General features: G+C 67.5%; 20 protein-coding genes. 5 read left to right on the top strand and 15 right to left on the bottom strand.

What is annotated here, in order from left to right; translation table 11 throughout:
- Positions 1–23 precede the first annotated feature (23 nt).
- Positions 24–3299: a S8 family serine peptidase gene (locus tag P0Y50_00170; protein ID WEK40053.1), complete on the top strand. Its 3276-nt coding sequence runs from the start codon at positions 24–26 to the stop codon at positions 3297–3299.
- A 90-nt stretch (positions 3300–3389) separates the two neighbouring features.
- On the opposite strand, the gene P0Y50_00165 is transcribed toward P0Y50_00170, so the two are convergent.
- The 6 genes from P0Y50_00165 to P0Y50_00140 form a co-directional block, all read right to left on the bottom strand.
- Positions 3390–4067 carry a hypothetical protein gene (locus P0Y50_00165; GenBank protein ID WEK40052.1) on the bottom strand — a complete coding sequence of 226 codons (678 nt, stop codon included), beginning with the start codon at positions 4065–4067 and terminating at the stop codon, positions 3390–3392.
- 50 nt (positions 4068–4117) lie between these two features.
- The gene (locus P0Y50_00160) at positions 4118–6313 is read right to left on the bottom strand and encodes an AAA family ATPase (protein WEK40051.1); all 2196 of its coding nucleotides are present in this window, start codon (positions 6311–6313) and stop codon (positions 4118–4120) included.
- 72 nt (positions 6314–6385) lie between these two features.
- Entirely contained in the window at positions 6386–7654 is a 1269-nt protein-coding gene (locus tag P0Y50_00155; protein ID WEK40050.1) for an outer membrane beta-barrel protein, read from the bottom strand.
- An 11-nt stretch (positions 7655–7665) separates the two neighbouring features.
- Positions 7666–8643 carry an NAD-dependent epimerase/dehydratase family protein gene (locus P0Y50_00150; protein ID WEK40049.1) on the bottom strand — a complete coding sequence of 326 codons (978 nt, stop codon included), beginning with the start codon at positions 8641–8643 and terminating at the stop codon, positions 7666–7668.
- The gene (locus P0Y50_00145) at positions 8640–9962 is read right to left on the bottom strand and encodes a UDP-glucose/GDP-mannose dehydrogenase family protein (protein WEK40048.1); all 1323 of its coding nucleotides are present in this window, start codon (positions 9960–9962) and stop codon (positions 8640–8642) included. The genes P0Y50_00150 and P0Y50_00145 overlap by 4 nt, the downstream gene beginning before the upstream one ends.
- 122 nt (positions 9963–10084) lie before the next feature.
- Positions 10085–10876, bottom strand: coding sequence for a PhoH family protein (locus P0Y50_00140; GenBank protein WEK41500.1), 792 nt, complete (start codon positions 10874–10876; stop codon positions 10085–10087).
- A gap of 309 nt (positions 10877–11185) precedes the next feature.
- On the opposite strand from P0Y50_00140, the gene P0Y50_00135 reads away from it, so the two are divergent.
- Entirely contained in the window at positions 11186–11713 is a 528-nt protein-coding gene (locus P0Y50_00135; protein WEK40047.1) for a gamma carbonic anhydrase family protein, read from the top strand.
- Here the strand turns inward: P0Y50_00135 and P0Y50_00130 are convergent.
- The 4 genes from P0Y50_00130 to P0Y50_00115 all read right to left on the bottom strand — a co-directional run bounded on the left by P0Y50_00130 (position 11708) and on the right by P0Y50_00115 (position 15679).
- The gene (locus tag P0Y50_00130) at positions 11708–12640 is read right to left on the bottom strand and encodes a bifunctional riboflavin kinase/FAD synthetase (protein WEK40046.1); all 933 of its coding nucleotides are present in this window, start codon (positions 12638–12640) and stop codon (positions 11708–11710) included. The two genes, P0Y50_00135 and P0Y50_00130, sit on opposite strands and share 6 nt — an antisense overlap.
- Positions 12640–13101 carry a MaoC family dehydratase gene (locus P0Y50_00125; protein ID WEK40045.1) on the bottom strand — a complete coding sequence of 154 codons (462 nt, stop codon included), beginning with the start codon at positions 13099–13101 and terminating at the stop codon, positions 12640–12642. The genes P0Y50_00130 and P0Y50_00125 overlap by 1 nt, the downstream gene beginning before the upstream one ends.
- A gap of 39 nt (positions 13102–13140) precedes the next feature.
- Complete coding sequence (locus P0Y50_00120) at positions 13141–14010, bottom strand: TIGR01459 family HAD-type hydrolase (GenBank protein ID WEK40044.1); 870 nt, start codon at positions 14008–14010, stop codon at positions 13141–13143.
- A gap of 394 nt (positions 14011–14404) precedes the next feature.
- Positions 14405–15679: an EAL domain-containing protein gene (locus P0Y50_00115; protein ID WEK40043.1), complete on the bottom strand. Its 1275-nt coding sequence runs from the start codon at positions 15677–15679 to the stop codon at positions 14405–14407.
- 110 nt (positions 15680–15789) lie between these two features.
- Here P0Y50_00115 and P0Y50_00110 point away from each other — a divergent pair, with 110 nt between their 5' ends.
- Both P0Y50_00110 and P0Y50_00105 read left to right on the top strand, forming a co-directional pair.
- Positions 15790–16560, top strand: coding sequence for an SDR family oxidoreductase (locus P0Y50_00110; GenBank protein WEK40042.1), 771 nt, complete (start codon positions 15790–15792; stop codon positions 16558–16560).
- 31 nt (positions 16561–16591) lie between these two features.
- Positions 16592–17518: a lipid A biosynthesis acyltransferase gene (locus tag P0Y50_00105; protein WEK40041.1), complete on the top strand. Its 927-nt coding sequence runs from the start codon at positions 16592–16594 to the stop codon at positions 17516–17518.
- Here P0Y50_00105 and P0Y50_00100 read toward each other — a convergent pair.
- From P0Y50_00100 to ileS, 5 genes are all read right to left on the bottom strand, one after another.
- Positions 17464–17970, bottom strand: coding sequence for a response regulator (locus P0Y50_00100; GenBank protein ID WEK40040.1), 507 nt, complete (start codon positions 17968–17970; stop codon positions 17464–17466). The genes P0Y50_00105 and P0Y50_00100 overlap by 55 nt on opposite strands.
- 66 nt (positions 17971–18036) lie before the next feature.
- Positions 18037–18900 carry a M23 family metallopeptidase gene (locus P0Y50_00095; GenBank protein ID WEK40039.1) on the bottom strand — a complete coding sequence of 288 codons (864 nt, stop codon included), beginning with the start codon at positions 18898–18900 and terminating at the stop codon, positions 18037–18039.
- Positions 18897–19109 (bottom strand): DUF2093 domain-containing protein, encoded by a 213-nt coding sequence (locus P0Y50_00090; protein ID WEK40038.1) that lies wholly within the window; start codon positions 19107–19109, stop codon positions 18897–18899. The genes P0Y50_00095 and P0Y50_00090 overlap by 4 nt, the downstream gene beginning before the upstream one ends.
- Before the next feature lie 54 nt (positions 19110–19163).
- Complete coding sequence (locus P0Y50_00085) at positions 19164–20417, bottom strand: cation:proton antiporter (GenBank protein WEK40037.1); 1254 nt, start codon at positions 20415–20417, stop codon at positions 19164–19166.
- Between the two features lie 384 nt (positions 20418–20801).
- Entirely contained in the window at positions 20802–23717 is a 2916-nt protein-coding gene (ileS, locus tag P0Y50_00080; GenBank protein ID WEK40036.1) for an isoleucine--tRNA ligase, read from the bottom strand.
- 297 nt (positions 23718–24014) lie between these two features.
- Between ileS and P0Y50_00075 the strand changes: the two genes are divergently transcribed.
- Positions 24015–24926 (top strand): hypothetical protein, encoded by a 912-nt coding sequence (locus P0Y50_00075; protein ID WEK40035.1) that lies wholly within the window; start codon positions 24015–24017, stop codon positions 24924–24926.
- Positions 24927–24936 lie beyond the last annotated feature (10 nt).

Here is a 24936-nt window from a genome sequence, read left to right as displayed (position 1 = left end):
CTTTTAGTTTCAAGCTCGGCCTGTTGGCCGCGACGGCCGGCGTGGCGATGCTGGCGGGCACAGCCGTCAGCGCCCAGACAACAACGGCGCCGACGCCGCCGTCCGGCGGCTTTTATATGGCCAATGGCGCGCGCACGACCAACTATCAGACGGCGCTGGCCTCCTGGCGGACAGACGCGCAGTTTTCGGTCGACTATTCCAAGGGCTTCCTGGGCCTGGAACACGCCTACGCCATGGGACTGACGGGGCGTGGCCAGACGGTCGGGGTCAATGACGCAGGCATCTATGTCGATCACCCGTTGTTCGGATCGGCCGGCAAGGTGACGGGGCTGCGCACCCAGGCGGTCGCCGGATACGGCAACGACGGCCTGATCAATCCGCGTCGCCGTTGGGAGGGCCACGGCACCCACGTCTCCGGCACCATCGCGGGTGATCGGGTGGCCGGCCAGCCGATGTTCGGAAACGCCTTCAACGCCAAGCTTTACGCCGCCACCGCCAACTTCTCGGCCGGCGACTTCCTCTGGTTCAAGGACGCGATCATCGACGGCAAGATCGTCGCCACCCAAAACCAGAACATCGTCGATTTGGCCAATACGGGCCAGGTGCGGATCATCAACAACAGCTGGGGCAGCGGCACCACCCTGCCGTTCAACGCCTCCCTGCCGACGGTTCTGGCGTCCTTCAACCGCAACTACGGCGACTTTTACAAGCCTGTGCTGGACAATGACGTGCTGGTCGTCTTCTCGGCCGGCAACGGTTACGGCGTTCACGCCAGCATCGATGCGGCGGCGCCGCTGAACGACCCGCGCCTGCGCTCCAACTGGCTGTCGGTCGCCAACTATTCGAGCTTCACCGCCGCCGATCCGTCGACCAGCTTCTGTGGTCAGACCGCGACCTGGTGCGTCGCCGGGCCGGGATCGCAGGTGATTTCGTCGGTGCCGGCCTTCACGATGGATTCACGCGGCATTCTGGCGCTGTATCCGCGCGCCAACTATGCGGGCCTGTATTCGGCCACAACGGTCTCTGCCCTGGAGACGGCGTCGGTCAATCAGTTCCTAGGCGTGCTGAACGCCTATCTGAACGCGCGTCAGACCGGCGGGGCCAACTATGACGAAGATGCGTGGCGCCGCGAAGTCGCGCGTCAGGCTGCGGCCATCACCCTGGTTTCGGGCGCGCGTCTGGGTGACCCGGACGGCTTCACCTCCCGTCTGGCCGGGCTTCTCACCTCGACCGGCAATATGGCGATCCTGACGCCGGCCTTCTCCAGCGCCGTGCTGCAATACGCCAACGACGAGCTTCAGCGCGTGCTGAACCAATACGTCAAATACACCGGCGCGGGCTACGCGGCCTATACAGGCACTTCGATGGCGGCACCGAACATCTCTGGCTTCGCGGCCCTATTGATGGAGAACTTCCCCGAATATTCCACGGCCCTGATCTCGGACATTCTGGTGTCCAGCTCCAAGGATCTGGACACGCCCGGCGTCGATCTACGCTCGGGCTGGGGCGCGCCGCAGATGGACGTGGCCCTGCGCGGTCCGACGGCGCTTCGCGACACCCGCGACGTCACCGTCGCCGTCGGCACTGTCGATATCTGGAGCAACAACATCGGCGATGCCCGCGACCGCTATTCGGCCGAGGTTTTGGCCAACTTCGGCAACGACATCGGCGGTCTGGTCAAGAAAGGCGGCGGGCAGCTGATCCTGACGGGCGCCAACGACTATAGCGGCCCGACGCGGGTCGAGGGCGGTCTGCTGACCGTCAACGGCAGCCTGCTGCGCTCCAGCGCCTCGGTCGGCGGGGTCGGCATGATCGGCGGCACGGGGCGGTTGCTGAATCTGACGGCGGAAAGCGGCGGGGTGGTCTCGCCCGGCGACGGTGTCAATCCGTTCGGAACCCTGACGGTGGCCGGCAATCTGAACTTCAAGCCCGGCTCCTTCCTGTGGATTCGGTCCAGCGTGAACGGCGCGGCCTATTCGCGCCTGAACGTTGGCGGCGCGACCCAGATCGACGGCGGCCAGGTGATCCTGAAGGCCGACAACGGCGAGTGGAATCTGCGTACGCAGATGAACATCATCAACTCGACCGGGGCGGTGACGGGCAAGTTCAGCGGCGCACAGAGCGATCTGGCCTTCCTGTCGCCGGTGCTGACCTATTCCACCAACGGGGTGGTGCTGACGGTGCGGCGCAACGACGTGACCGTGGCCTCGCTGGGCCTGACCGACAATCAGAAGTCGGTCGGCGGCGCGCTGGACGTCATGATCAACAACACCGCGACCGGGACGAACCGCGACCTGTCGCTGGAAAACGCCTTGCTGGACGCCAGCGTCCCGGCGGTTCAGGGTTCCCTGAGCAGCCTGACGGGCGAGGTTCACGCCTCGCTGGGCGGTCTGGCCGTGTCCGACACCCGCGCGATCCGCGACGCCATGTCCGAGCGCGGGCGCAGCCAGGGCGGCGCCTCGACCTATGTCGGCAATGGCGTCTCGGTCTGGGGCAGCGGCGTCTATGGCAACGGTCGCGGCTCGGCGCATGATGGGATCGCCGGTTTCCGCAGCGAAGGCTCGGGCTATCTGGTCGGCGCCGAAAAGGCCTTGTCGAACGACATGCATATCGGTGTCGCCCTGGGCGAGACCCGCTCGGAACTGCGTTCGTCGCGTCTGCGCTCGACGGGCCGGGTCAACAGCGAACAGATCGGGGTCTATGGCGGCGCCAGTGTGGGCGACTTCCAGATCCGCGTCGGCGGATCGTGGGCGAACGCCGACGTCCGCACCGATCGCACGGCCCAGCTGAACGCCTTCACCAACGCCCTGGTCGGCAACTATGACGGCGACGTCTGGCAGGCCTATGGCGAGGTGGCGTGGAGCCGCGCGGTCGGCGCCACGACCTTCGAACCCTACGGCGCCTACAGCCACGTTCAATATGACGCCGACGTCGCCGAAACGGGCGGGGACGCCGCCCTGTCGGGCAAGGTGAAGCAGAAGGCCGATCTGCTGACGGCGGGCTTCCGCACCCGCACCGTCCTGGCGGGCGGCGCGGGCCGGCCGCGCCTGTCGGCTGTGACGCAACTGGCCTACACCCACGACCTGAATGGCGACGGTCCGGTGTTCGACGCCGCCTTCGCCGACGGTCCGCGCTTCCTGATCGACGGCGCCAACCCCGGTGACGACGTGATCACGGGCGGCCTGGCCTTCAACATCCAGGCGACCGAACGCACCGCCGTGGAGATGGGCTATAGCGGGGTCTATAAGGACGAATACCGTGACAACCGCATCTACGGACGGTTCAGCGTCAAGTTCTGAGCGGGGCCTGAGCCTAGACCAGACCGTCGCCCCCCCCGGCCATCGGCCGGGGGCGCGATTGCGTTCAGGCCATGGCTAGAGCGGCAGGGATCAGTGCGTCTCGGCGGCCCAGGCGTCGTCGCCCTGGGTGAAGGGGCGGTCGGCGTTGGCCAGGCGGTTCTCGACCCAGACGCCCTGAACGCGGGTCAGCCGTTCGACCGCCCTAACCGCGCCGCGCATGAAGGCGGCGGGCATTTGGCCGCTCGGGGGCGGGGCGACGGCGCCCGGATCGCCGTGCAACAGGGTGGCGGCGTAGATGTCCAGCTGATGGCCCTGACGCCGCCCGTCGCGATAGGGGAACAGACACAGGGTATAGCGCTGTTCGACGCGGCCCGGCCGACGCGGCGCCACATCGGCGCGCCAGCTGGCCCCGTCGCAGACCACCGCCCGAACCGGCCGCAGCCAGCCGGCCGGCGCGCGGCTCGCCGGACCTTCCAAGCCGAAGCCGTCCGGCCTTGTCGGATCGATCAGGGTGAAACGACCGGGCGTGCGAGGGATCACTGCCACGGTCTGGTTCCGGGCCGTGACCGTGACGTCGGCGGTCGCGATCTGGCGCTGCAGGGCCTGGGCGATCTCGCGTCCCGAACGTGCGGTCTGGAAATCGACGATGGCGTAGGCCTGGTCCAGGCTGTGGACGTCAGCAGCCGGGGCGCGGCGCGTCTGGGCGGGCGCGCCGTCGGCCAGACCCAGCGCGACCAGTCCGGCAACCGTCAGCAGGGATTTGCGCATCGCCATGCGTCATCAAGGTCATGGCCGCCGCCGCTGTCAACGCCGCCCCCTCAGGCGGCGTAGTATTTGCGATAGGCGTCGTGGGGATAGACGCCGTAGCCGTGGCCCTGACGCGCCTGGGCGCGGGCGTCCACCTGGGTCAGGCAGACGCCCAGCAGCCGCGCGCCCGTGGGATGCAGCAGGCGGGCGGCCGAGGCCACGGCGCGGGCGGGCGTGCGTCGCCAGCGGGCCAGCAGCAGGACGGCGTCGGCCTTGGCGGCCAGGATGCGGGCGTCGGTCAGGACCAGCACCGGCGCCGTGTCGATCAGGATCAGGTCGAAGACCTGACGCAGTTCGGCCAGCAGGGCGTCCATCGGCGGCGCCGCAAAGGCGTCATCGGCCGACAGGCCCGAGGCGGACAGGGGCAGCACCTGCAATCCCGAGGCGGGATCGACGACGACGATGTTCCGCCACGTCGCAGCGCCGTGCAGAACCTCGGCCAAACCCGCGCTCGGGTCGAGCCCCAGCATCCGCGTGGCCCCACGCCGGCGCGGATCGCCGTCGATCAGCAGGACTCGCGCGCCCGACCGCGCTGCGACCCGGCCCAGGCACAGGGCGGCGGTGGTCTTGCCCTCGCCGGGCAGGGCGGAGGTTATCGCCACGATCCGGCCTCCGGGCGCCGACAGCGGCACGACGGCGTGGGCAATTGGCGACAGGCTGGCGCGAAGGGCGCGCACGGCCTCGGCGAAGACCGAGGTCGGGCGTTGGACGACCAGATCGATGGGATGAAGGTCGTGTTCGCCCACGGCGGCGACCGTCGCGGCCAGGGGCAGGGCGCCCAGCGGGGCGACGCCCAGCCGCCGCTCCACATCCTGAGGCGTGGACAGGCCCTGTTGCAGGGCGTTGGCGGCCAGGACGGCGGCGATCCCCGCGCCCAGACCCAGGACGACCGCCAGAGCCACGCTGATCGTCAGGTTGGGCGCGCTGGGGGCGGTCGGCGGGGTGGCGCGCGACACGATGCGGGCGTCGGCCTGTTCGACGCCGGTCTGGGCGCCCGTCTCGCGATATCGGTCCAGGAAGGCGCGATAGATGGCGTGCGCCGCCTCGGCCTCGCCCTCCAGCTCGCGCAGACGGACGGAGGCGGCGTTGTTGTCGGCCAGGGCGCTGCGCGCCGTCTCCAGGCTGGATTGGACCGAGGCGGTGCGTTGGCGGGCCACCTGGGCCTGGGCGTCCAGATTGGAGACGACGCGGCGGATCTCGGCCTGGATCTGACCGTCGATGTCGGCCAGTTCGCTGCGGGCGCGGACCATGTCGGGATGCAGCGGGCCATAGCGGACCGACAGATCGGCGACGCGGGTGCTGATGGCGGCGCGCTGGCTGCGCAGGTTCTGCACCACGGGCGAGGTCAGGGCCTCGGCCACGTCGTCGCCGTTCGATCCGGCGGCCATCTGCGCGCGGGCGGTGCGCAGGCGGGCGTCCTGTTCGGCCTGCTGGGCGCGGGCGGCGGCCAGCTGCTGATTATAGACCGAAATCTCCTGCTCGGTCAGGGTCGCGCCCTGAGCGCTGAGCAGGCCGTGGTCGATGCGATAGGCCGAGACGGCGGAGTCGGCGGCCTCGACCTGACGACGCAAATTCTCCAGCCGGTCGCCCAGGAAGGCGTTGGCCTGGGCGTTGGCGTCGAACTTGGCGGCCAGCTGGGCGCGCAGATAATGGTCGGCGAAGGCATTGGCGATGCGCGCGGCCTTGGCCGGATCGTCGGCGGTGAAGCCGACCGCCATGGAATAGGTCAGGCCGACGCGGCGCACGGTCAGCCGCCGGCAGACGGCCTCGATCACCCGCTGTCGCGCGACCGCAGGGTCGGGCGAGGGCGCGGCGCGTCCGGTCAGGCGCGACAGCCATCCAGGGCGAAGGGCGGCGTTGAAGCCCGGATCGCGGGTCAGGCCCAGGTCGTCCACCACGGAGGCGGCCAGCTGCGGCGAGCGCAACACCTCGACCTCGGTGTCCACGATGGCGGCCTCGGCGTCCAGGGCGGACAGGACGGCAGGGCCGGCGATCATCTGGGTCTTGCGGGTGTTGATCTGCAGGCTGGCGGCGGCGGTATAGGCGGGCGGGCGACCCAACAGAACGGCCAGGACGATCAGGGCGACCAGCCCGGCGACGCCCGCGAACAGGCCCGCGCGGCGTCGAAGGCCGGCGATCCAGGCTTCGATGTCGATGTCGTCGTCCGCCGCGCGGGCGCCGACGGACAAGGGGTCGGTCAGGGTCATCGCGCCGCCGAACGGTGATCGTAAGCGTGAGTGGTGCGGCGTCGCGAGCAGGTTGTCAATCGGCGCGGAGGCTCAGAAGCGGGCGACGGTCGCCAGGGTCAGCCGCAGGGCGCGATAGCGGGGACCGCGCGCCGTTCCTTCCGACGACTGGTCGATCCAGTCGATGTCGGCGTTCAGCCCATACCGGCGGTTCAGACGCCAGTCGGCGGCCAGGCCCGCGCTGATCCGCCGGTCGGTGCGGTCGCGGCCGACATAGGCGTCTTCGATGTGGCCCGCCCGCGCCGACACGATCAGGTTGCGCAGCAGTTCGTGATCGACGCCAAGCGTCAGGTCCGTGCGCAATGCGCCAGCCGCGCCGACCGCCCCGGTATCGGCCACCGCGCGTGCGGCGGCGACGGAGACGGTGGTCAGGGCGGTGGGGAACCAGGTCAGACGGCCCCGCCCGCCAAAGCCGTCCAGATCGCCGAACGCCGGATCGTCGAAGGTCTGGCGCAGATGACCGACCGCGATGTCGCCGCGCATCAGGCCGCCCAGCTCGAAATCCACCCCCGCCAGGGCCTCGCGCCCGGTCGAGGTGCGGTCCGGCCGTCCGGGAACGCGGCGATAGTCGCGGTCGTCTCCGGCGATCTGGACGAAGACGGCGGTCGCCGGCGACAGGGCGTAGGCCGCGCGGCCGCTCAGGGTCAGGATCGTGCGGTCGCGGTCGTCCTGTTCGACCGGGGCGCCCGCCGCATCGGCGCCGTCGCGATAGTCGCGGCGTTGCAGATCGGCGCTGGCGTCCAGACGCAGGCGTCCGCGCGTCCGTTGGCCGGACAGCCGCGCCGATGCGCCGTCGAAGGCGACGGGCCGAACGGTCAGGGGATCGCTCCCGATGGCGGTGCGCGCCTCGCGCCCATGCTGCATATCAAGGCTCAGGGCCAGATGGGCGTCCCGCGCCGCGTCCAGACGGCCCGACCCGCCCAGGCGCCAGTCGGTCGTATCCTCGCGCGGTACGTTCAGGTTCCTGCCGAGATCGAGCCGGGCATGGGCCTGAATCTGATGCCGACCCCAGTCGGAGCGGGCCGTCACCTCGGGCGTCAGACGCAGGGTTGTGGCGGCGCGGGCGTTGTCTTCGGCCGCGAAGACATTGTCGTCGAACACGACGGCCGACAGAAGACGCGGCCACAGGGTGAAGCCGCCCGCACGGAAGCCTGCGGCGTCATAGGCGGGTTGGGGCCGGTCGCGGACGGCCTGACCGCGCTGACGGAAGAACGGATCGGCCAGGGTCGTCTGGGCGGCGGCTTGATCCGCGGCGAACAGGCCCAGCGAGGCGACGACCGCGGGATGGACAGCGCGTCGCATCGCCGGGCGCGTCAGCCGTTCTGATACTGCCGCCACCAGGCGACGAACGTCTCCAGCCCGTCCTTCAGCGGCACCTGGGGCCGATAGCCGCACAGGGCGTTCAGCTTGGTCACGTCGGCATAGGTGGCGGTGACGTCGCCGGGCTGCATCGGGCGCATGACCTTTTTGGCTTCGACGCCCAGGGCGGTTTCCAGCGTCGAGATCATCTCCATCAGGCCGACCGGCTGGCTGTCGCCTATGTTGTAGATTTCGTGGGCGCCAGCCGCAGGCGGGCGGTCCAGCACCCCCACGATACCGTCCACGATGTCGTCAATATAGGTAAAGTCGCGCGCCATCCGACCCTCGCCATAGACCTCGATGGGCTCGCCGCGCACGATCTTCTGGGTGAAGCCGAAATAGGCCATGTCCGGCCGGCCCCACGGGCCATAGACGGTGAAAAAGCGCAGGCCCGACTGAGGAAAGCCATAGAGTGTGGCGTAGCTCTGGCTCATCAGTTCGCACGACCGCTTGGTCGCGGCGTACAGCGACACCGGATGCACCGTCGGATCATCCTCGCGAAAGCCCGACCCCTCCAGCGGCCGGTCGCCGTAGACCGAACTGGACGAGGCATAGACCAGATGGGTCACGCCGCCGTGGCGCGCGGCCTCCAGCATCGACAGATGGCCGGCCAGGTTCGACCGCTCATAGGCGAATGGGTTTTCCAGCGAATACCGGACCCCCGCCTGGGCGGCCAGATGCACGATCCGTTTCACGCCCTCGTCGGCGACCAGGGCGCGCATCCGCTCATGGTCGGCGATGTCGGCGCGGACCATGCGAAAGCCCTCGCGGCCTTCCAGCCGTGCGGCGCGGGCCGCCTTCAGGCGCGGATCGTAATAGTCGTTGAAGACATCGACGCCGATCACCTGTTCGCCCCGGTCCAGCAGGCGTTCGGCGACGTGCATGCCGATGAAACCGGCCGCGCCGGTGACCAGGATCGGCGCGCCCATCAACCGCGCCCGATGCCCATATAGCGGAAGCCCCGGCTCTTCATGTCGTCGGGGCGATAGATGTTGCGCAGATCGACCAGCACGGGCTGTTTCATCAGAAGCTTTATCCGGTCCAGATCCAGGGCGCGGAACTGGTCCCATTCGGTGACCAGGACGACGGCGTCCGCGCCCACCACGGCGTCATACGCATTGTCTTTCATTTCCACGCCGGGCAGCAGCTTGGCGGCCTCGTGCATCCCTTCGGGATCGAAGGCCTGGACGTGGGCGCCGGCGGCGATCAGGGCGGGGGCGATGTCCAGCGAGGGGGCGTCGCGCATGTCGTCGGTGTTGGGCTTGAACGTCAGCCCCAACAGGGCGACGGTCTTGCCCGCCACGCTGTCGCCCAGGGTCGTCTCGACCCGGCCGGCCATGGCCTTCTTACGGGCGTCGTTGACCTCGACCGTCGCTTCGATCAGCCGGGTCGGGGCGCCATACTGCTGGGCCGTGCGGACCAGGGCGATGGTGTCCTTGGGGAAGCACGAACCGCCATAGCCGGGACCGGCGTGCAGGAATTTGGAGCCGATCCGCTTGTCCAGACCGATGCCGCGGGCGACCTGCTGCACGTCGGCGCCGACGGCTTCACACAGGTCCGCCATCTCGTTGATGAAGGTGATCTTCATGGCCAGGAAGGCGTTGGCGGCGTATTTGATCAGTTCCGAGGTGCGACGGCCCACGAACAGCAGCGGGCTCTCGTTCAGGTTCAGCGGGCGATACAGCTCGCTCATGACCTTCTGGGCGCGCTGGCCCACCTCGCCGTCCATGTCGTTGACGCCGATGACCACGCGGTCGGGGCGTTTGAAGTCGCCGATGGCGGCGCCCTCGCGCAGGAACTCGGGATTGGAGACGACGGCGAAATCGGCCTCGGGGTTGGCCTTCCTGATGATGGCCTCGACCTCGTCGCCGGTGCCGACCGGGACGGTGGACTTGGTCACGACCACGGTGAAGCCATCGATCAGGCCGGCGATCTCCTCGGCCGCCGCATGAACATAGGACAGGTCGGCATGGCCGTCGCCGCGCCGCGTCGGGGTGCCGACCGCGATGAAGACTGCATCGGCGTTGCGGATGGCTTCGGCCCCGTCCAGGGTGAAGAACAGCCGTCCTTCACGCACGTTCGACGCGACCAGATCGTCCAGACCCGGTTCGTAGATCGGGATTTCGCCCCGCTCCAGCCGTTCGATCTTGGACGGGTCCTTGTCTATGCAGGTGACGACATGGCCGAAGTCGGCGAAACAGGCGCCGGACACCAGGCCCACATAACCCGTTCCAATCATCGCTACGCGCATCGAAATCCCTCATCAGCGGCGACCCGACCTTTAGCGGGGCGGCGTGCTTCGGGACAATGGCTTTTGGTTTCCGGGTGCAACGGCAGTCTGCGCCGCGTGACGCAGACTGCCGGCGCCAGACTTCAGAGCACCCCGATCATTGAGGCGACCAGCGGGTGACGCACGATATCCTGTTCGGCCAGACGCACCACGGCGATGTCGGGCACCGCCTCCAGCCGCGCCGAGATGTCCGACAGGCCCGATATGCCGGGCAACAGGTCCGACTGCTGCGGATCGCCCGTCACCACCATGGTCGAGTGCCAGCCCAGCCGCGTCAGCAGCATCTTCAGCTGGACGTAGGTGCAGTTCTGCGCCTCGTCCACCACGATGAAGGCGTTGTTCAGGGTGCGGCCGCGCATGTATCCGATGGGGGCGATCTCGATCAGACCTTCGGCCATCAGGGCCTTGACCCGTTTCATCGACAGCCGGTCCGACAGGGCGTCGTAGAGAGGCCGCAGATAGGGGGCCAGCTTGTCCTCCATGTCGCCGGGCAGGAAGCCGATGGATTCCCCGGCCTCGACGGCGGGACGCGACAGGACGATGCGTCCGACCTTGCCCGCTTCCAGCGCCTCGACCGCCTTGGCCACGGCCAGATAGGTCTTGCCCGTGCCTGCCGGACCCAGCGCCATGACCAGGTTGTGATTGTCGATGGCCTCCATCAACTCGGCCTGGCCTTCAGATTTGGGCTTCAGCGTCTTCAGATAGCCCTGATCGCGATCGTCGTTCGACGGATAGGGCGACCAGCCCGAGCGGGAGGAGTTCGGCGTATGGAGCCGGCGAACCTTCGACTCTTCGATGAAGTCTCGCGAATCCAGGATGCCGTTTTCACGGGACTGACGCTTCGTAGCCGCACGCTTGGTCATGGACGCCTCCAGGGCATGAAAAAAGGCGGACCCGAACGGGCGCCGCCTTGGATGGTCTTGGGGAGGAAAGGGTCGCGGCCTGCGAAACAGACGCCCGGAACCGGTACAGGGCCGTCCGCAACGGGATCGACCCGCCGCCGAACAACCGAACCCGGATCCCAACGCGCCACGCACAAGCCCCGACGACTGACCGGACCGAACTTGATCCGGTTTCGGATTCAGGGCCGAAATGGCGACCCGCGAATCGCATCAACAGAATGATGCTATCGTGGTTAGCGTTCCGTTAAAGCCCTCGTTTTTCAAAGATTAGGTGGTGTTCTGATGACTGTTTACGCATTGGGAGACAGCAAACCTCAGCTTCCGCCGGAGGGCGAATACTGGGTGGCGCCGAACGCATCGGTGATAGGGAATGTGATTCTGCATCCGAACGCCAGCGTCTGGTTCGGCGCGACCCTGCGTGGCGACAACGACCCCATAACGGTGGGGCCGGACAGCAACATTCAGGATGGCAGCGTGCTGCACACCGACCTGGGATCGCCGCTGACGCTGGGGCGGGGGGTGACGGTAGGTCACAACGCCATGCTGCATGGCTGCGAGGTCGGGGACTACAGCCTGATCGGCATCGGGGCGGTGGTGCTGAACGGGGCTAAGATCGGCCGCAACTGCATTATCGGCGCCAACGCCCTGATCACCGAAGGCAAGGTGATCCCCGACAACAGCCTGGTCATGGGCCAGCCCGGCAAGGTGGTGCGCGAACGCGACCCCGAACACATCGCCGTGCTTCAGATGTCGGCCGATCACTATGTGCAGAACTGGAAACGGTTCGCGGCGGAGCTGCGCGCCTTATGATCCGCTGAGAACGGCCCGCGCCGCAGCCGCATCGGCGTCGATCTGGGTCTTCAGCGCGTCCAGTCCGTCGAAGGTCTCCTCGCCGCGAAGCCAGGCGATCAATTGAGTGTCCAACGGCTGACCGTACAGGTCGCCGTCGAAGTCGAACAGCCAGACCTCCAGCAGCGGCGTCTCCAGCGCATACATGGGCCGCACCCCCAGGCTGGCCACGCCGTCGACCACGCGCCCGTCCGCCAGTCGGCTGCGTGTCGCATAAACGCCGTAGGCCGGCCGCATATAGTCGCCCAGCGGCACATTGGCGGTCGGCACGCCGATGGTGCGGCCGCGCTTGTCGCCATGGATCACCGCGCCCCGGATGGCGAAGGGGCGACCCAGGATGGCGGCGGCGCGGGCCATGTCCCCGGCCTTCAGCGCCTCGCGCACCGCGCTGGACGCCAGTTTCAGCCCATCGGCGTCGTCCAGACGCTGGACCGTAGACACGCCGAAGCCCAGCCTTTCGCCGTAGGCGCGCAAAGCCTCGGGCGAGCCTGACCGTCCCTTGCCGAAGGTGAAGTCGAAACCGACGGCGGCGTGGCGGATGCCGAGGCCGTCCGCCAGCACCCGCTCGGCGAACTCGACGTCGCTCATGCCCGCCATCTCGGCGTCGAACGGCAGCAGATACAGGATGTCCACGCCCAGCGGCGTTAGAGCCTCGGCCATCTGGTCGGCGGACATCAGGCGAAAGGGGGCGGCGTCCTTCTGAAACCAGCGGCGGGGATGGGGATCGAAACTGACGACGCCCAGCGGCGCGCCCAACCGGTCGGCCGCCGCACGCGCATCGGCGATGACGGCCTGGTGGCCCCGATGCACCCCATCGAAGGCCCCGACGGCGACGGCGGCGCCCTTGACGGCGTCCGACAGGTCGCGCCAGTCGCGAACGACCCGCATCAACGCTGGGAGGGTTTGCGCCGGCGCGGAACGCGGACCACGGCGACGCCGTCCATGATCATGGTCTCGCCCACGAAGCCTTCGCAGCTCAGCTTGACCCGCGCGCTCTCGGCCTCGACCTCGATGACCGTGATCAGGATGCGCACGACGTCGTCGATCCGCACTGGCTGATGGAAGGCCAGGGTCTGGGAGATGTAGATGGAGCCCGCGCCGGGCAGGATGGTCCCCACCACCGCCGACCCGAACGAGGCGCTGAGCAGTCCGTGGGCGATCCGCCCGCGATAGGCGGTCTTGGAGGCGAAGGCCTCGTCCAGATGCACCGGGTTGAAATCGTCGGACGCCTCGGCGAACAGACGGATGCGATCCTCCGTCGCCACGACGATTTTCTCGGCCGCCATGCCGACGTGAAGTTCGTCCAGGATATACCCACCGGACGGATGCTGCTGAACTAATTCGACCATGAGGGTGGCTTTAGCCGCCGTGCGACAAAATGGCGAGCCTTACCAGGCCAGTTCCAGCGCCGCGTAGCGGGCATAGGTGGTTTCGGCCTTCAACAGGGCGCCCGCGCGGGCGGGATCCAGCGTTCCGTCCTCGCCCTTGGCCTGATCGCCGTGGATGCCCTGGGCGATGAACAGGCAGTCCAGGGCCTGTGCGTTCGCGCCCATGACGTCGGTCACCACCCCGTCGCCGATGCACAGCACCCGTGAGCGGTCGACGGGCCGCCCCAGCAGGCCCTCGGCCTCCCGGATCGCCAGGTCGTAGATGGGCGCGAAGGGCTTTCCGGCCATGACCACGCGGCCGCCCTGGGAGGCATACAGATCGGCCAGCGCCCCGCCGCAATAGATCAGCTGGTCGCCGCGTTGCACCACCCTGTCCGGGTTGGCGCAGATCAGTTCGATGTCGCGCGCGGCCCCGACAGCGAACCGCGCGCGATAGTCTTCGGGCGTCTCGACCGTGTCGTCCACCGGGCCGGTGACGGAGATGAAGGCGGCGTCCTCGGCGCTTACGGCGCGTTCCAGCCCCAGGCCGGCGTAAAGGGGCGCGTCGCGTTCGGGGCCGACGATCCACGCCGGGCCGGGCGCGCGCTTGGCCAGTTCCGCCCGCGTGGCGTCGCCTGAGGTGACGAAGGCCTTCCACGCCTCGCGCGGCACGCCCAGACTGTCCAACTGTGCGATCACGTCCGAGGCCGGGCGCGGCGAGTTCGAAATCAGCACGACGTGCCCGCCCGCGCGATTGAATCGCGTCAACGCCTCGCACGGCGCGGTCCAGCTCTCGCGACCGTTATGGATCACCCCCCACACGTCGCAGAGCAGGATGTCGTAGTCGGCGGCGACGTCGCCGAGGTGGGGCAGGGCGTGGGGGAGGGTCATGGGGCCGTCTTAGCCCTTCTTCCTTTGCACGAGAAGGTGGGTCGCAGATCGCAAAAGATGATTGGCCTGCCCTGTCAGTTGCAAGGACCGATGCGGCGTCCATCGGCAAACTTAATCCGAATTTCGGGATCTACCCAGGCTTCGATGCCGTCGCCACGATAGTAATCTTCAGCGAAGAATCCGCGCACGAACTGTAGCGAGTTTGAATTCAACGCTGGATCACTGAACTCTAGCATTTTCCCTTGATCAGATGTTCTCAGTGTCAGACTGGTCGTCGTATCGGATTGGCATTCCAGAGTTCTGGACGTGCTTGACCGCAGAAAGGTCGGCTCCGAGGTGCAAGCGGAAATCAGCAGGCAAGCGAAGAATGTGCCCGCAAGCCGCAACGGCATGATTAGCTGAACCGGCGTCTTTGCTCGGCGCTGCGCAGGGTGGAGCGCAGGAACTCGGCGGGCGGGTCGGTTTCGGCCAGAACCTGCTCCTTGATGGCGCGGGGTTCGCCGAACAGGTGCCCCTGGCCCATGGCGACGTCCAGTTCGAGAATATCGACGACCTGACGCTCGTTCTCGACCTTTTCGGCGATGACCTCGACGCCGTATCGGCGGGTCAAGGCGGCGAAGTCGGCGGCCTGGATGTCGGGCATGGAGCGCAGGGGGGCGCCGCCGTCCAGGTCCAGCAGTTGTTCGATCATCAGGTCGGCGGCGACCTTGATGAATTTCACGTCCGAGCGTTGCAGGTCGGCGAAGTCGAGGTCCAGCGTCTGCACCTTGTCCAGGGAGAAGCGGAAGCCCAGGTCGGCCAGCTTGGCCATGTTGCGCGCCTCGACCGCGCCGCGCGCATCGAAGGTCGCCTGGCCCAGTTCGAAGATCAGGGACTGGTTCAGGTCCCGGTTCTCGCTAAGGAAGTCCAGGAACTGCGGGAAGAAGGTCTCGTCTCCCAAAGAGGTCAGGGCGACGTTGCAGAAGACGCCGACCTTGCGATCCTGGCGCGCCAGACGGCGCACGATCTGGGCGCAGCGGAACAGCAGCAGGTTGTCGATGGCGGGCACCAGGCCCTCGCCCTCGGCCATGGACAGATATTCAGCCGGCATCATGACGCGGTCTGTCGAGTCGCGCAGGCGGGTGAAGCTTTCGTAGAAGATGGTCCGGCGCTGGGGCAGGGAAACGACAGGCTGAAGATACAGGTCGACGCGCCCCTCGCTGAGCGCCTCGTGGATGGTGCGCAGCAGAACGCTGGACTGGGCCTGCCGGCGACCCTCGAAGGTCTCGACGCCGATATGGGGTGCGGCTGACAGCCGCTCGTCGATGCTCTCGCTCATCTGCTGGACAAGGGATTCCAGCATTCGAACCTCGCCGGTCAGGGCGTCGGTGTCGGACAGGACGCCGCTCTCGATAGCGTGGGCCAGCTCGGTCAGGGCGCCCTGGGTCGATTCCATCGCATCGGCCAGCAGGCGGTGCGCCTCGCGAACCTGGGCGATCTCCTTCTTCAGGGCGCGGCGGTCGGCGATGCCGGTGACGATGCCATGGAAGGCGCCCAGCAGGCCGAGCGCGCCCAGGGTTCCGGCCACGCCCGCGCCGATCCCCAGTCCGGCGCGCCACAGGAAGGCACCCACGGTCATGCCGAGGAACAGATAGGCGAAATACAGAAAGCCCGTGGTTAGGTTGCGCATCGACTGGCGGTCGGCCACTCCCGGATGGAATCGCCCGAGTATCAGGCTATCAATGTCATTCGGCTAGAGCGGGGCGATAAATATCCCCGCACAAACATACGGGAAACGCAATGGAACTGTTCGATCTGACCGGCAAGGTCGCCATCATCACCGGCTCGTCGCGCGGAATCGGCAAGGCCATCGCCGAACGTTTGGCCGAACACGGCGCCAAGGTCGTCATTTCCTCGCGCAAGGCCGGGCCGTGCGAAGAGGTCGCCGGCGAGATCAACGGCCGATACGGCCAGGGCCGCGCCATCGCGGTTCCCGCCAACATCGCCTCGAAAGAAGAGTTGCAGCGGCTGGTGGACGAGACGAACAGCGCCTTCGGCCGGATCGACATCCTGGTCTGCAACGCCGCGACCAACCCCTACGCCGGGCCGATGGCGGGCATCGCGGACGATCAGTTCGAGAAAATCCTGCAGAATAACGTCATCTCGAACCATTGGCTGATCCAGATGGTCGCGCCGCAGATGGTCGAGCGTAAAGACGGCTCGATCCTGGTGATCTCGTCCATCGGCGGCCTGCGCGGAAATGCGCTGATCGGCGCCTATAATATCTCCAAGGCGGCGGACATGCAGCTGGTGCGCAATCTGGCCGTGGAGTGGGGACCGTCGAACGTGCGGGTCAACTGCATCGCGCCGGGCCTGGTGCAGACCGACTTCGCCAAATACCTGTGGGAGAACCCCGAGTTGCTGAAGACGGTGACGGAGCCGGCGCCGCTGAAAAGGATCGGCCAACCGGATGAAATCGCGGGCACGGCGGTCTATCTGTGCAGCCCTGCGTCGGCCTATGTGACCGGACAGACCCTTGTGGTGGACGGTGGATTGACGATTGCCTGGTGAGAACGGATCGAAGGCTGGCGGCGGGAAGGCGTTGCGGCAGGACCTGATCTGGCGTCTGGAGGCTGCGGCCTATCGGTCGCTGGTCGGGTTTTTGCGCCTGCTGGGCGTCGAGCGCGCCTCGGCCCTGGGCGGCGGCTTGCTGCGCCTGCTGGGGCCGTTGACGAGCACCCATAAGACGGTGATGCGCAATCTACGCATCGCCTTTCCCGACATGCCCGCGGCGGAACGCGAAAAGCTGGCCATCGAGCAGTGGGACGGGACGGGTCGCACCTTCGCCGAGGTGGCGGTGATGGACCAGTTGACCCCCGAAGGCGGGCGGGTCGAGGTGGTCGGCATGGAACGGCTGCATGCCCTGCGCGACAGCGCCAGGCCGGCGGTGCTGATCTCGGGCCATCTGGCGAATTTCGAAGTGATGGCGGCGGTCATCATGGCGTCCGGCCTGCCGTGTCAGGTGACCTATCGCGCGGCGAACAATCCCTATGTCGACGCCCTGATCCGCCAGAACCGAGAGCGGTACGGCGTGCGCCTGTTCGCGCCCAAGGGCGACGGGACGCGCGATCTGATGGCGGGGATGAAGCGCGGCGATTCCATCGCCCTGCTGGTCGACCAGAAATACAATCAGGGGCCGGAAGTGCAGTTCTTCGGTCAGCCGGTCAACGCTTCACCCGGCGCGGCGCGGCTGGCGGCGCGGTTCGACACGGTCATGCAGCCGCTGTCGGTGGTGCGGCTGCCGGGCGTGCGTTTCCGCGTCACGGCGCATGAACCGATCAGCATCGGCCACGGCGAAGACAAGGCCGCCGATATCCTGGCTGGCATCCAGGCCGCCAACCGATTCGTCGAGGATCGGGTGCGCGAGCATCCGGTGGACTGGTTCTGGGTCCACAAGCGCTGGCCGGACAAGGTCTATGCGGCGCTGGATCGCCCGGCTTCCGAGCTGCGGCGAAAAGGTCCGGCATAGTCCGGCGCGTCGCGACGCCGCCGGCAGGGGCCGATGTAGCCTTCGCTCTTGATGAAGGCGCGAGGCCGCAGGATGACGGCGTTGATCCGGTCCAGCACGGCCTTGGCGGTGATCGGCTTGACGATGAATTCGTTGACCCCGGCGTCGCGCGCCTCATAGACGCGGGCCCGCTCGGAATGACCGGTCATCATGATGATCGGCAGATAGGGATTGGGACTGTCTGCGCTGGTGCGGACCAGGCGCGTGAACTCCACCCCGTCCAGCGGGAACATGTTGAAATCGACGATGGCCAGGTCGACGGCGTGGCGACGCAGAACGTCGAAGGCGCTGGCTCCTTCGTCCGCCTCATGGACGTTGCGGATATCGGCGGAATGCAGGACCGCGGACGTGATCGCCCGCATGTTCTGATTGTCGTCCACCAGCAGGACGTTCAGCGATTTCAGAGAAGACATCTGGCCCCGACCGGTCGACGATCGACGTTATGACGCCGCCCCGGCGCCCGCAAGCGGAGCCGTGGGTCAGCTGAGCGTTTTCGGCGTCTGGGCGCCGACCATGAGCGACGGGTCCAGGTTGCGGTCGCGCCATTTCATGCGCCAGCACAGGTGCGGCCCCGTCGCGCGGCCGGTCATGCCGACGCGGCCCAGCGGATCGCCGCGCCGCACGCGCTGGCCCTGCTGCACGTCCAGCCGCGACTGATGCAGATAGCAGGTGATCAGCCCCTGGCCGTGGTCGATCAGGGTCAGGCCGCCCTCGAAATGCATGTCGGGGCGGACGAAGGCGATGCGGCCGTCGGCGGGCGCGCGGATCACGGTCCCTTGCGGCGCCGCCAGGTCGATGCCGTAGTGCGGCCGGGCGGGCGTGCCGTTCAGGATGCGCTGGGCGCCCCAGGCGCTGGAGATGCGATAGCTGTCCAGCGGCCAGACGAAGCCGTCGCGGAAGTCGTCGGCGTCGATCCGGCTGGCGAAACCCTCGGTCTTCAGGGCGATCTCGCGTTGGATTCGGGCCAGAAGGGCGGGATCGCTGGGTTCCACGGTCGAGGGCGGCAGGCCGTTCACGCGGGTCGACGGAAAGGCGTAGGGCGCGATGTCCAGCGCGCGTCGGGCCGAGCGGGCGCCGTCGACCGACCGGACCTCGATCCGCGCGCCTGGGCCGGCATCCCGGTCGAAACCGATCACGAACAGGCCGGCGGCCGAGGCGGTGGTCAGGGCCTCGCCGTCCACGAAGACCAGGGCGCCTGGGGCGGTGCGCCCAAAGGCGTAGCCGCCCTGACGCCATGCTCCGTTCAGGGCCAGCGGCAGGGCGTTGCGATCCTGCGCCATCAGCGGCCCGGCGATCAGCCCGGCGCCCGCGCCGGCCAGCAGCGCCCGGCGCGTGGCGATCATTTCGCCGCCGACTGAACGGCGATCTGGGCGGTGATGAACTCTGCGGGACCGTAATAGGGCTGCTGGCGCGAGGGGCTCCAGTAGCGCAGGATCTCCAGCGGGATCGGCCGGTCCGTCACCGCGCAGCGCACGAAACGGCCCGGCTTCAACACGGCGAATTCGCCGTCGCCATAATGAAGAACGGCCTGATCTGCTGCGGTCATGTCCATGTCCCGACGATAGCCCCGGTCCGCCCCGACGAAAAGAGCCGGGCGACAAGTGCCTCAGGCCGAAGCCGCCGCATCCGTGATCGGCCCGTCCGCAGCGGCGGGCCGCGTCGCGCCGGCCGGCGGCGGCTTGGGCCGCCCGCCCATCCGGTCGGTGAACAGGAAGACGAACGGATTGAGCGAGATCGACAGCAGGGCGGCGGCCAGGATCAGGTCGTGGGTCTCGCGGCTCATGGCGCCCAGCGATACGCCCAGCGCCGCCAGGATGAACGAGAATTCGCCGATCTGGGCCAGGGAGGCCGCCACGGTCAGGCCGGTCGGGCGATCCAGCTTGAACGCCTTGGTGATGACCAGGGCGGCGACCGACTTGCCCACGATGACGATGCCCAGCACCCCCAGCACGGCCCAGGGCTGGCGCACCAGGATCATCGGGTCGAACAGCATCCCCACCGAGACGAAGAACAGCACGGCGAAGGCGTCGCGCAACGGCAGCGACCGCTCGGCCGCATTGTGCCCCAGGGGCGAGGCGTTCATCACCAACCCGGCCAGGAAGGCGCCGAGCGCGAAAGAGTGGAACAGGAAATAGGCCAGCCAGGCGATGCCGAGCGCGATGGCCAGCACCCCCAGGGTGAACAACTCGCGCGACTTGGTATGGGCGATGCGGATCAGCAGCCACGGTATGACCTTGCCCCCCACCACAAGCATGCCGACCACGAACAGCGCGACCTTCAACAGGGTCAGACCGACATTGGTCGCCAGCGCCGTCAGATCGGCCTGATCGCCCGCCGGGGCCAGCATCATCGGCAGCATCACCAGGGCGATGACGATGACCAGATCCTCCACGATCAGCCAGCCGACAGCGATGCGGCCGATCTCGCCCTTGACCTGTTTACGCTCCTCCAGCGCGCGCAGCAGGACGACGGTGGAGGCGACCGACAGAGCAAAGCCCATCAACACGGCCTCGACATCGCCCAGTCCCAGCACGAACCGCCCCAACCCCCAGCCCAGGCCGGTGGCCGCCGCGATCTGAACCAGGGCGCCGGGAATGGCGATCTTGCGCACCTGCATCAGGTCTTTGGGCGAGAAATGCAGCCCGACCCCGAACATCAGCAGGATGACGCCGATTTCGGCCAGTTGCGGCGCAAGCGTGGTGTCGGCGACGAACCCCCCGGTGAAGGGGCCGACGATGACCCCCGCAACCAGATAGCCGACGAGGGGCGACAACCGCAGCCGATGAGCCAACATGCCGAATGCAAAGGCCAGGACGAAGCCGCCGACCAATGTGAGGATCAGGCTGTCGGCATGCTGCATCGCAGCTCCTGTAAAGGCGAGGGGCGGTTGGATATGGCTTTGCAGTTGGGGGCGGGGTGGGGCGTTGGCAAGGCGACGATATGTCGCGATCGGCGCGCAAACGCCTTTGGCTTCGCGGCTTTCGCGGCGAAATTTAGGATCGCCCTATAGGCGGACTTGGCGGGGCGCCGGGCCGTCATCCTTGGGCTTGTCCCAAAGATCCATACTCCCGGTGTTTCGGATGTGCGCCCTGCTGAAGACGGGAAGTATGGATCCTCGTCCCAAGGGCGAGGTGACGAGGCGGGGGTAAGGCGACGATGACGAACAGGGGGGAGGGGCGAGGATGAGGCAGGAAAGAGCGGCGAAGACAAAGGGCCGGTCATCTGCTGACCGGCCCTTCATTCATCAGCCGTGGGTCTGGTCCCAGAACCTCACCGCGTCGGCGTCGCGGGCCGACAGGTCGGGGTAGGCGGGGTCCGAGCCGACGTCGGGCACGCGGCGCCAGGAGCGGGCGCATTTGGGGTGGTCGGCCAGCTTGACCTCGACCGTGACCGCCTCGCCGCCCTCGACCAGCTCAGCGCCCGAGGTGCGGAAGATTTCAGCCGCGTCCAGACCTTCGAACGGCGCGAAGGCCGAGGCGGGGCCAGTGACTACGGGCCATGCGTCGAGGGCGCCGCCGATCCGTTTTTCACGGCGGGCCGCTTCAAGCTGTTCGTTGACCACTTCGAGAACCGTGTTGATCGCGGCCCAACGCTCGGCCTCGGCCGGGTTGCTCCAGTCGTCGGGGGTGTCCGGGATGACGCGGGCGCAGTTGGTTCCGGCGTCTGGGAAGCGGGTGGTCCAGGCCTCTTCCATGGTGAACGGGGTCAGGGGGGCCAGCCAGGCGGTCAGGCGCATGAACACTTCGTCCATCACGGTGCGGGCGGCGCGACGGCGGATGCTGTCGGGACGGTCGCAGTAGAGGGCGTCCTTCCTGATGTCGAAATACAGGGCCGACAGGTCGCCCGAGCAGAACTCCAGCACCGGACGGACCACATCCTGGAAGCGGTATTCGGCGTAGGCCTTGCGGACCTGGGCGTCCAATTCGTGCAGGCGGTGGAGAATGAACGTCTCCAGCGGCGGCATCTGGTCCAGAGGCAGGCGCTCGGCCTCGTCGAAACCGGCCAGGGCGCCCAGCAGATAGCGGACGGTGTTGCGCAGCTTGCGATAGGCGTCGACCGTGGTCTGCAGGATCTGTTTGCCGATCCGCTGATCCTCGGAATAGTCGACCAGGGCGACCCACAGACGCAGGATGTCGGCGCCGGACTCCTTAATGACCACCAGGGGGTCGGTGGTGTTGCCCCTGGATTTCGACTGTTTCTCACCGTTCTCGTCCAGGGTGAAGCCGTGGGTCAGGATCGCCTTGAACGGGGCGTGGCCGCGCGTGCCGCAGCCCTCAAGCAGGGACGACTGGAACCAGCCGCGGTGCTGGTCCGAACCCTCCAGATAGAGGTCGGCGGGCCAGTGCGACGGGCGGTCGCCGGTGTAGCCATGCTCGGGCGTGCGCGGATCGATGGTGAAGGCGTGGGTCGAGCCCGAGTCGAACCAGACATCCAGAATGTCCTCGATCTTCTCGTAGCGGTCGGCGTCGTGGGCGCCCAGGAATTCGCTGTCCGGCGCGGTGAACCAGATGTCGGCGCCGTGTTCGGCGATGGCGGCGACGATGCGGGCGTCGACCTCGGCGTCATGCAGGGGCTGGCCGGTCTGCTTGTCCATATACATGGCAAGCGGCGTGCCCCAGGCGCGCTGGCGGCTGACCAGCCAGTCGGGACGGCCCTCAACCATCGAACGGATGCGGTTGCGGCCGGCGGCGGGGTGGAAGGCGGTGTCGTCGATGGCCTGCAGCGCGGTTTCGCGCAGGGTGTCGCCAGACTTCAATGGTTCGTCCATGCGGATGAACCATTGGGGGGTGTTGCGGAAGATGATCGGGGCCTTGGACCGCCACGAGTGCGGATAGGAATGCTCCATCCGGCCGCGCGCCAGCAGGTTTCCAGCCTCGATCAGTTTCTCCATCACCGCGCCATTGGCGGGGCCGAACTTGCCGGTTTTCTTGCCGTCGGTCTCAAGCACCTTGAGGCCCGCGAACAAGGGGACGTGGTCGTAATAGGCGCCGTCGGGATCGACCGTGTCGGGCACCTCGTGATGGCCGTGAGCCTTCCAGACCTCGAAGTCGTCGGCGCCGTGGCCCGGCGCGGTGTGGACGAAGCCCGTGCCGGCGTCGTCGGTGACGTGGTCGCCGGCCAGCAGAGGCACGGAGAAGCCGTAGCCGCTGTCCAGCGCGGCCAGCGGGTGGGCGGTTTCCAGGCCCGACGGGTTGATGTCATAGACGCGGGTCCAGGCGGCGATCTTGGCGGCCTTGAACACCTCTTCGGCCAGCTTGTCGGCCAGGATCAGGCGGTCGCCGGGCTTGGCCCAGGGTGCGAACTCAAGACCCTCTTCCATGGCCGTGACTTCATACAGGCCGTAGGCGATCTCGGGGCCGTAGCTGATGGCGCGGTTGGCCGGGATGGTCCAGGGCGTGGTCGTCCAGATGACGATGGACGGGGTGCTGGCGCGGAAGGCCAGCAGGTCGTCGGGGTGGTCGTCGGACATGGCCGTGACCGGGAACTTGACCCAGATCGTGGGCGAGACGTGGTCGTGGTATTCGATCTCGGCGTCGGCCAGGGCGGTGCGTTCGACCGGCGACCACATGACTGGCTTGGAGCCGCGATACAGTTGGCCCGAGTTCTTGAACTTGTGGAACTCGGCGACGATGGCCGCCTCGGACGAAAAGTCCATGGTGGCGTAGCGGTTGGCGAAGTCACCGGTGATGCCCAGGCGTTTGAACTGGTCGCGCTGGAGGTCGATGTATTTGCCGGCGTAGTCGCGGCAGGCGCGACGGAACTCGTCCTTGGACACCTCGTCCTTGCGGCGGCCCTTGGCGCGGAACTGCTCCTCGATCTTCCATTCGATGGGCAAGCCGTGGCAGTCCCAACCGGGGACGTAGTCGACGTCATAGCCCAAGAGGAACCGGCTGCGGACCACGAAGTCCTTCAGCGTCTTGTTCAGCGAGTGGCCGATGTGGATGTCGCCGTTGGCGTAGGGCGGGCCGTCGTGGAGAACATAGAGGGGGGCGTTCTGCTTCTGACGCTCGGCGCGCAGGCGTCCGTACAGATCACCCCACTGCTCCAGGATCAGCGGCTCCTTCTGCGGCAGGCCGCCGCGCATGGGGAAGGGCGTCTCGGGCAGAAAGACGGTGTCGCGAAAGTCGCGAGCGGAAGTTTCGGTGGTGGCGTCGGCCATGGGTCGTCTCGGCGTCTAGGTTGTCGTTCGCTGTTCTCTTCACCCTGATGGGCGGTCGTCCCGGCGTGCACGGGGCCAGATGGCCCTGAAGCGCTACGCCGGGCGGCTAATCGAAATCAGGCGAAGGAAGACGCGGACGGTCATTGTGCGGGCGGTCTAGCAGACCGATGCGGCATTGCGCCATCCCGAAGCGCCGCCGCCATCAACGGAAACGAAAGGCTTTTGCGGTTTTGTGACGGCAGGATCGGCCGGGCATCGCGTTCGGCCGACACGATATTCGCTTGGGAGTTCCCGCCGATGCGGCTGCGGATCACGAAATGGATGCTGGGTCTGGCGGCCGGTCTGGCCGTGTCGGCCGGTGCGGGCGCGGCCCTGGCGCAATGCAACTCGGGCTGCGAGCCGCCGCCCTGCACCTCGTGCCAGCCGCCTCCGCCGCCCGAACCTCCGTCATGCGGCGGCGGGGGCGGCGGTGGTTGCGTTCCTGGCGGGAACCAGTGGAACAACAACGTCAACACCAACGTCAATGTGAACGTTAACGTCGGCGCGAACGCCAATGCGAACGCGGGCGCAAACGCCAATGGCTACGCGAACACCGGGGCGCGGTCGTATCTGAACGCGCGGGCGGGCGGCTTTTCCCGCAACTATGGTGGGGGCGGCGGAGCGGCCTATATCAGCGTGGACCAGCCCTATCCGACCACGATCCAGGGCCTAGCGGTCGAAGGCATGGTCGCTCAGACCGTCCGCACCCCCTACAGCGCCTTCCGCAGCATGATGAAGCGCGTCGTGATCCAGGCCGTCTGCATCGACGACCGTCAGGTGCCGCACCCCGCATCCCAGGTGCGGCCGGACCGCGAGATCGCCGACGGGTTCGAAGGCGAAATCTATCGCTGCCTGGCCGGAACCTGGCTGCAGGCGACGCTGGCGGACTATGAGGGGAATGTGAACTTCGACCACGGCACGACCCTGACGTGCCGCAAGCACGAGGCCCTGTGGTTCGGCGCCGGCGGCAAGCTGGAATGCCGGCCCGAGAAGCCCGAGCGGGACTGCAACGAGCGTTCGCTGCTGCGTCGCTACGGCGCCGGGATCAAGATCCTGACGATGTATCGCGAAGAGGAATATACCGAGTACCGCGAGGAACAGGTCGAGAGCGCGACCGTGCTGACCGGCGCCATCACCCTGGACGGCGGCGTCGGCGGCCGGGTGTTCTGAACCGCAGGCT

This window comes from Candidatus Brevundimonas colombiensis (assembly GCA_029202665.1).
GTDB lineage: Bacteria > Pseudomonadota > Alphaproteobacteria > Caulobacterales > Caulobacteraceae > Brevundimonas > Brevundimonas colombiensis.
The sequence above is the reverse complement of the archived record's forward strand: the minus strand, read 5'-3'. Positions and strand labels throughout refer to the sequence as shown.

Coding starts and splice junctions, on each gene's coding strand:
- P0Y50_00165 (WEK40052.1), bottom strand. CDS start 4,067: ATGCGCAAATCCCTGCTGACGGTTGCCGGACTGGTCGCGCTGGGTCTG.
- P0Y50_00160 (WEK40051.1), bottom strand. CDS start 6,313: ATGACCCTGACCGACCCCTTGTCCGTCGGCGCCCGCGCGGCGGACGAC.
- P0Y50_00155 (WEK40050.1), bottom strand. CDS start 7,654: ATGCGACGCGCTGTCCATCCCGCGGTCGTCGCCTCGCTGGGCCTGTTC.
- P0Y50_00145 (WEK40048.1), bottom strand. CDS start 9,962: ATGCGCGTAGCGATGATTGGAACGGGTTATGTGGGCCTGGTGTCCGGC.
- P0Y50_00135 (WEK40047.1), top strand. CDS start 11,186: ATGACTGTTTACGCATTGGGAGACAGCAAACCTCAGCTTCCGCCGGAG.
- P0Y50_00130 (WEK40046.1), bottom strand. CDS start 12,640: ATGCGGGTCGTTCGCGACTGGCGCGACCTGTCGGACGCCGTCAAGGGC.
- P0Y50_00125 (WEK40045.1), bottom strand. CDS start 13,101: ATGGTCGAATTAGTTCAGCAGCATCCGTCCGGTGGGTATATCCTGGAC.
- P0Y50_00120 (WEK40044.1), bottom strand. CDS start 14,010: ATGACCCTCCCCCACGCCCTGCCCCACCTCGGCGACGTCGCCGCCGAC.
- P0Y50_00115 (WEK40043.1), bottom strand. CDS start 15,679: ATGCGCAACCTAACCACGGGCTTTCTGTATTTCGCCTATCTGTTCCTC.
- P0Y50_00110 (WEK40042.1), top strand. CDS start 15,790: ATGGAACTGTTCGATCTGACCGGCAAGGTCGCCATCATCACCGGCTCG.
- P0Y50_00100 (WEK40040.1), bottom strand. CDS start 17,970: ATGTCTTCTCTGAAATCGCTGAACGTCCTGCTGGTGGACGACAATCAG.
- P0Y50_00095 (WEK40039.1), bottom strand. CDS start 18,900: ATGATCGCCACGCGCCGGGCGCTGCTGGCCGGCGCGGGCGCCGGGCTG.
- P0Y50_00090 (WEK40038.1), bottom strand. CDS start 19,109: ATGGACATGACCGCAGCAGATCAGGCCGTTCTTCATTATGGCGACGGC.
- P0Y50_00085 (WEK40037.1), bottom strand. CDS start 20,417: ATGCAGCATGCCGACAGCCTGATCCTCACATTGGTCGGCGGCTTCGTC.
- ileS (WEK40036.1), bottom strand. CDS start 23,717: ATGGCCGACGCCACCACCGAAACTTCCGCTCGCGACTTTCGCGACACC.
- P0Y50_00075 (WEK40035.1), top strand. CDS start 24,015: ATGCGGCTGCGGATCACGAAATGGATGCTGGGTCTGGCGGCCGGTCTG.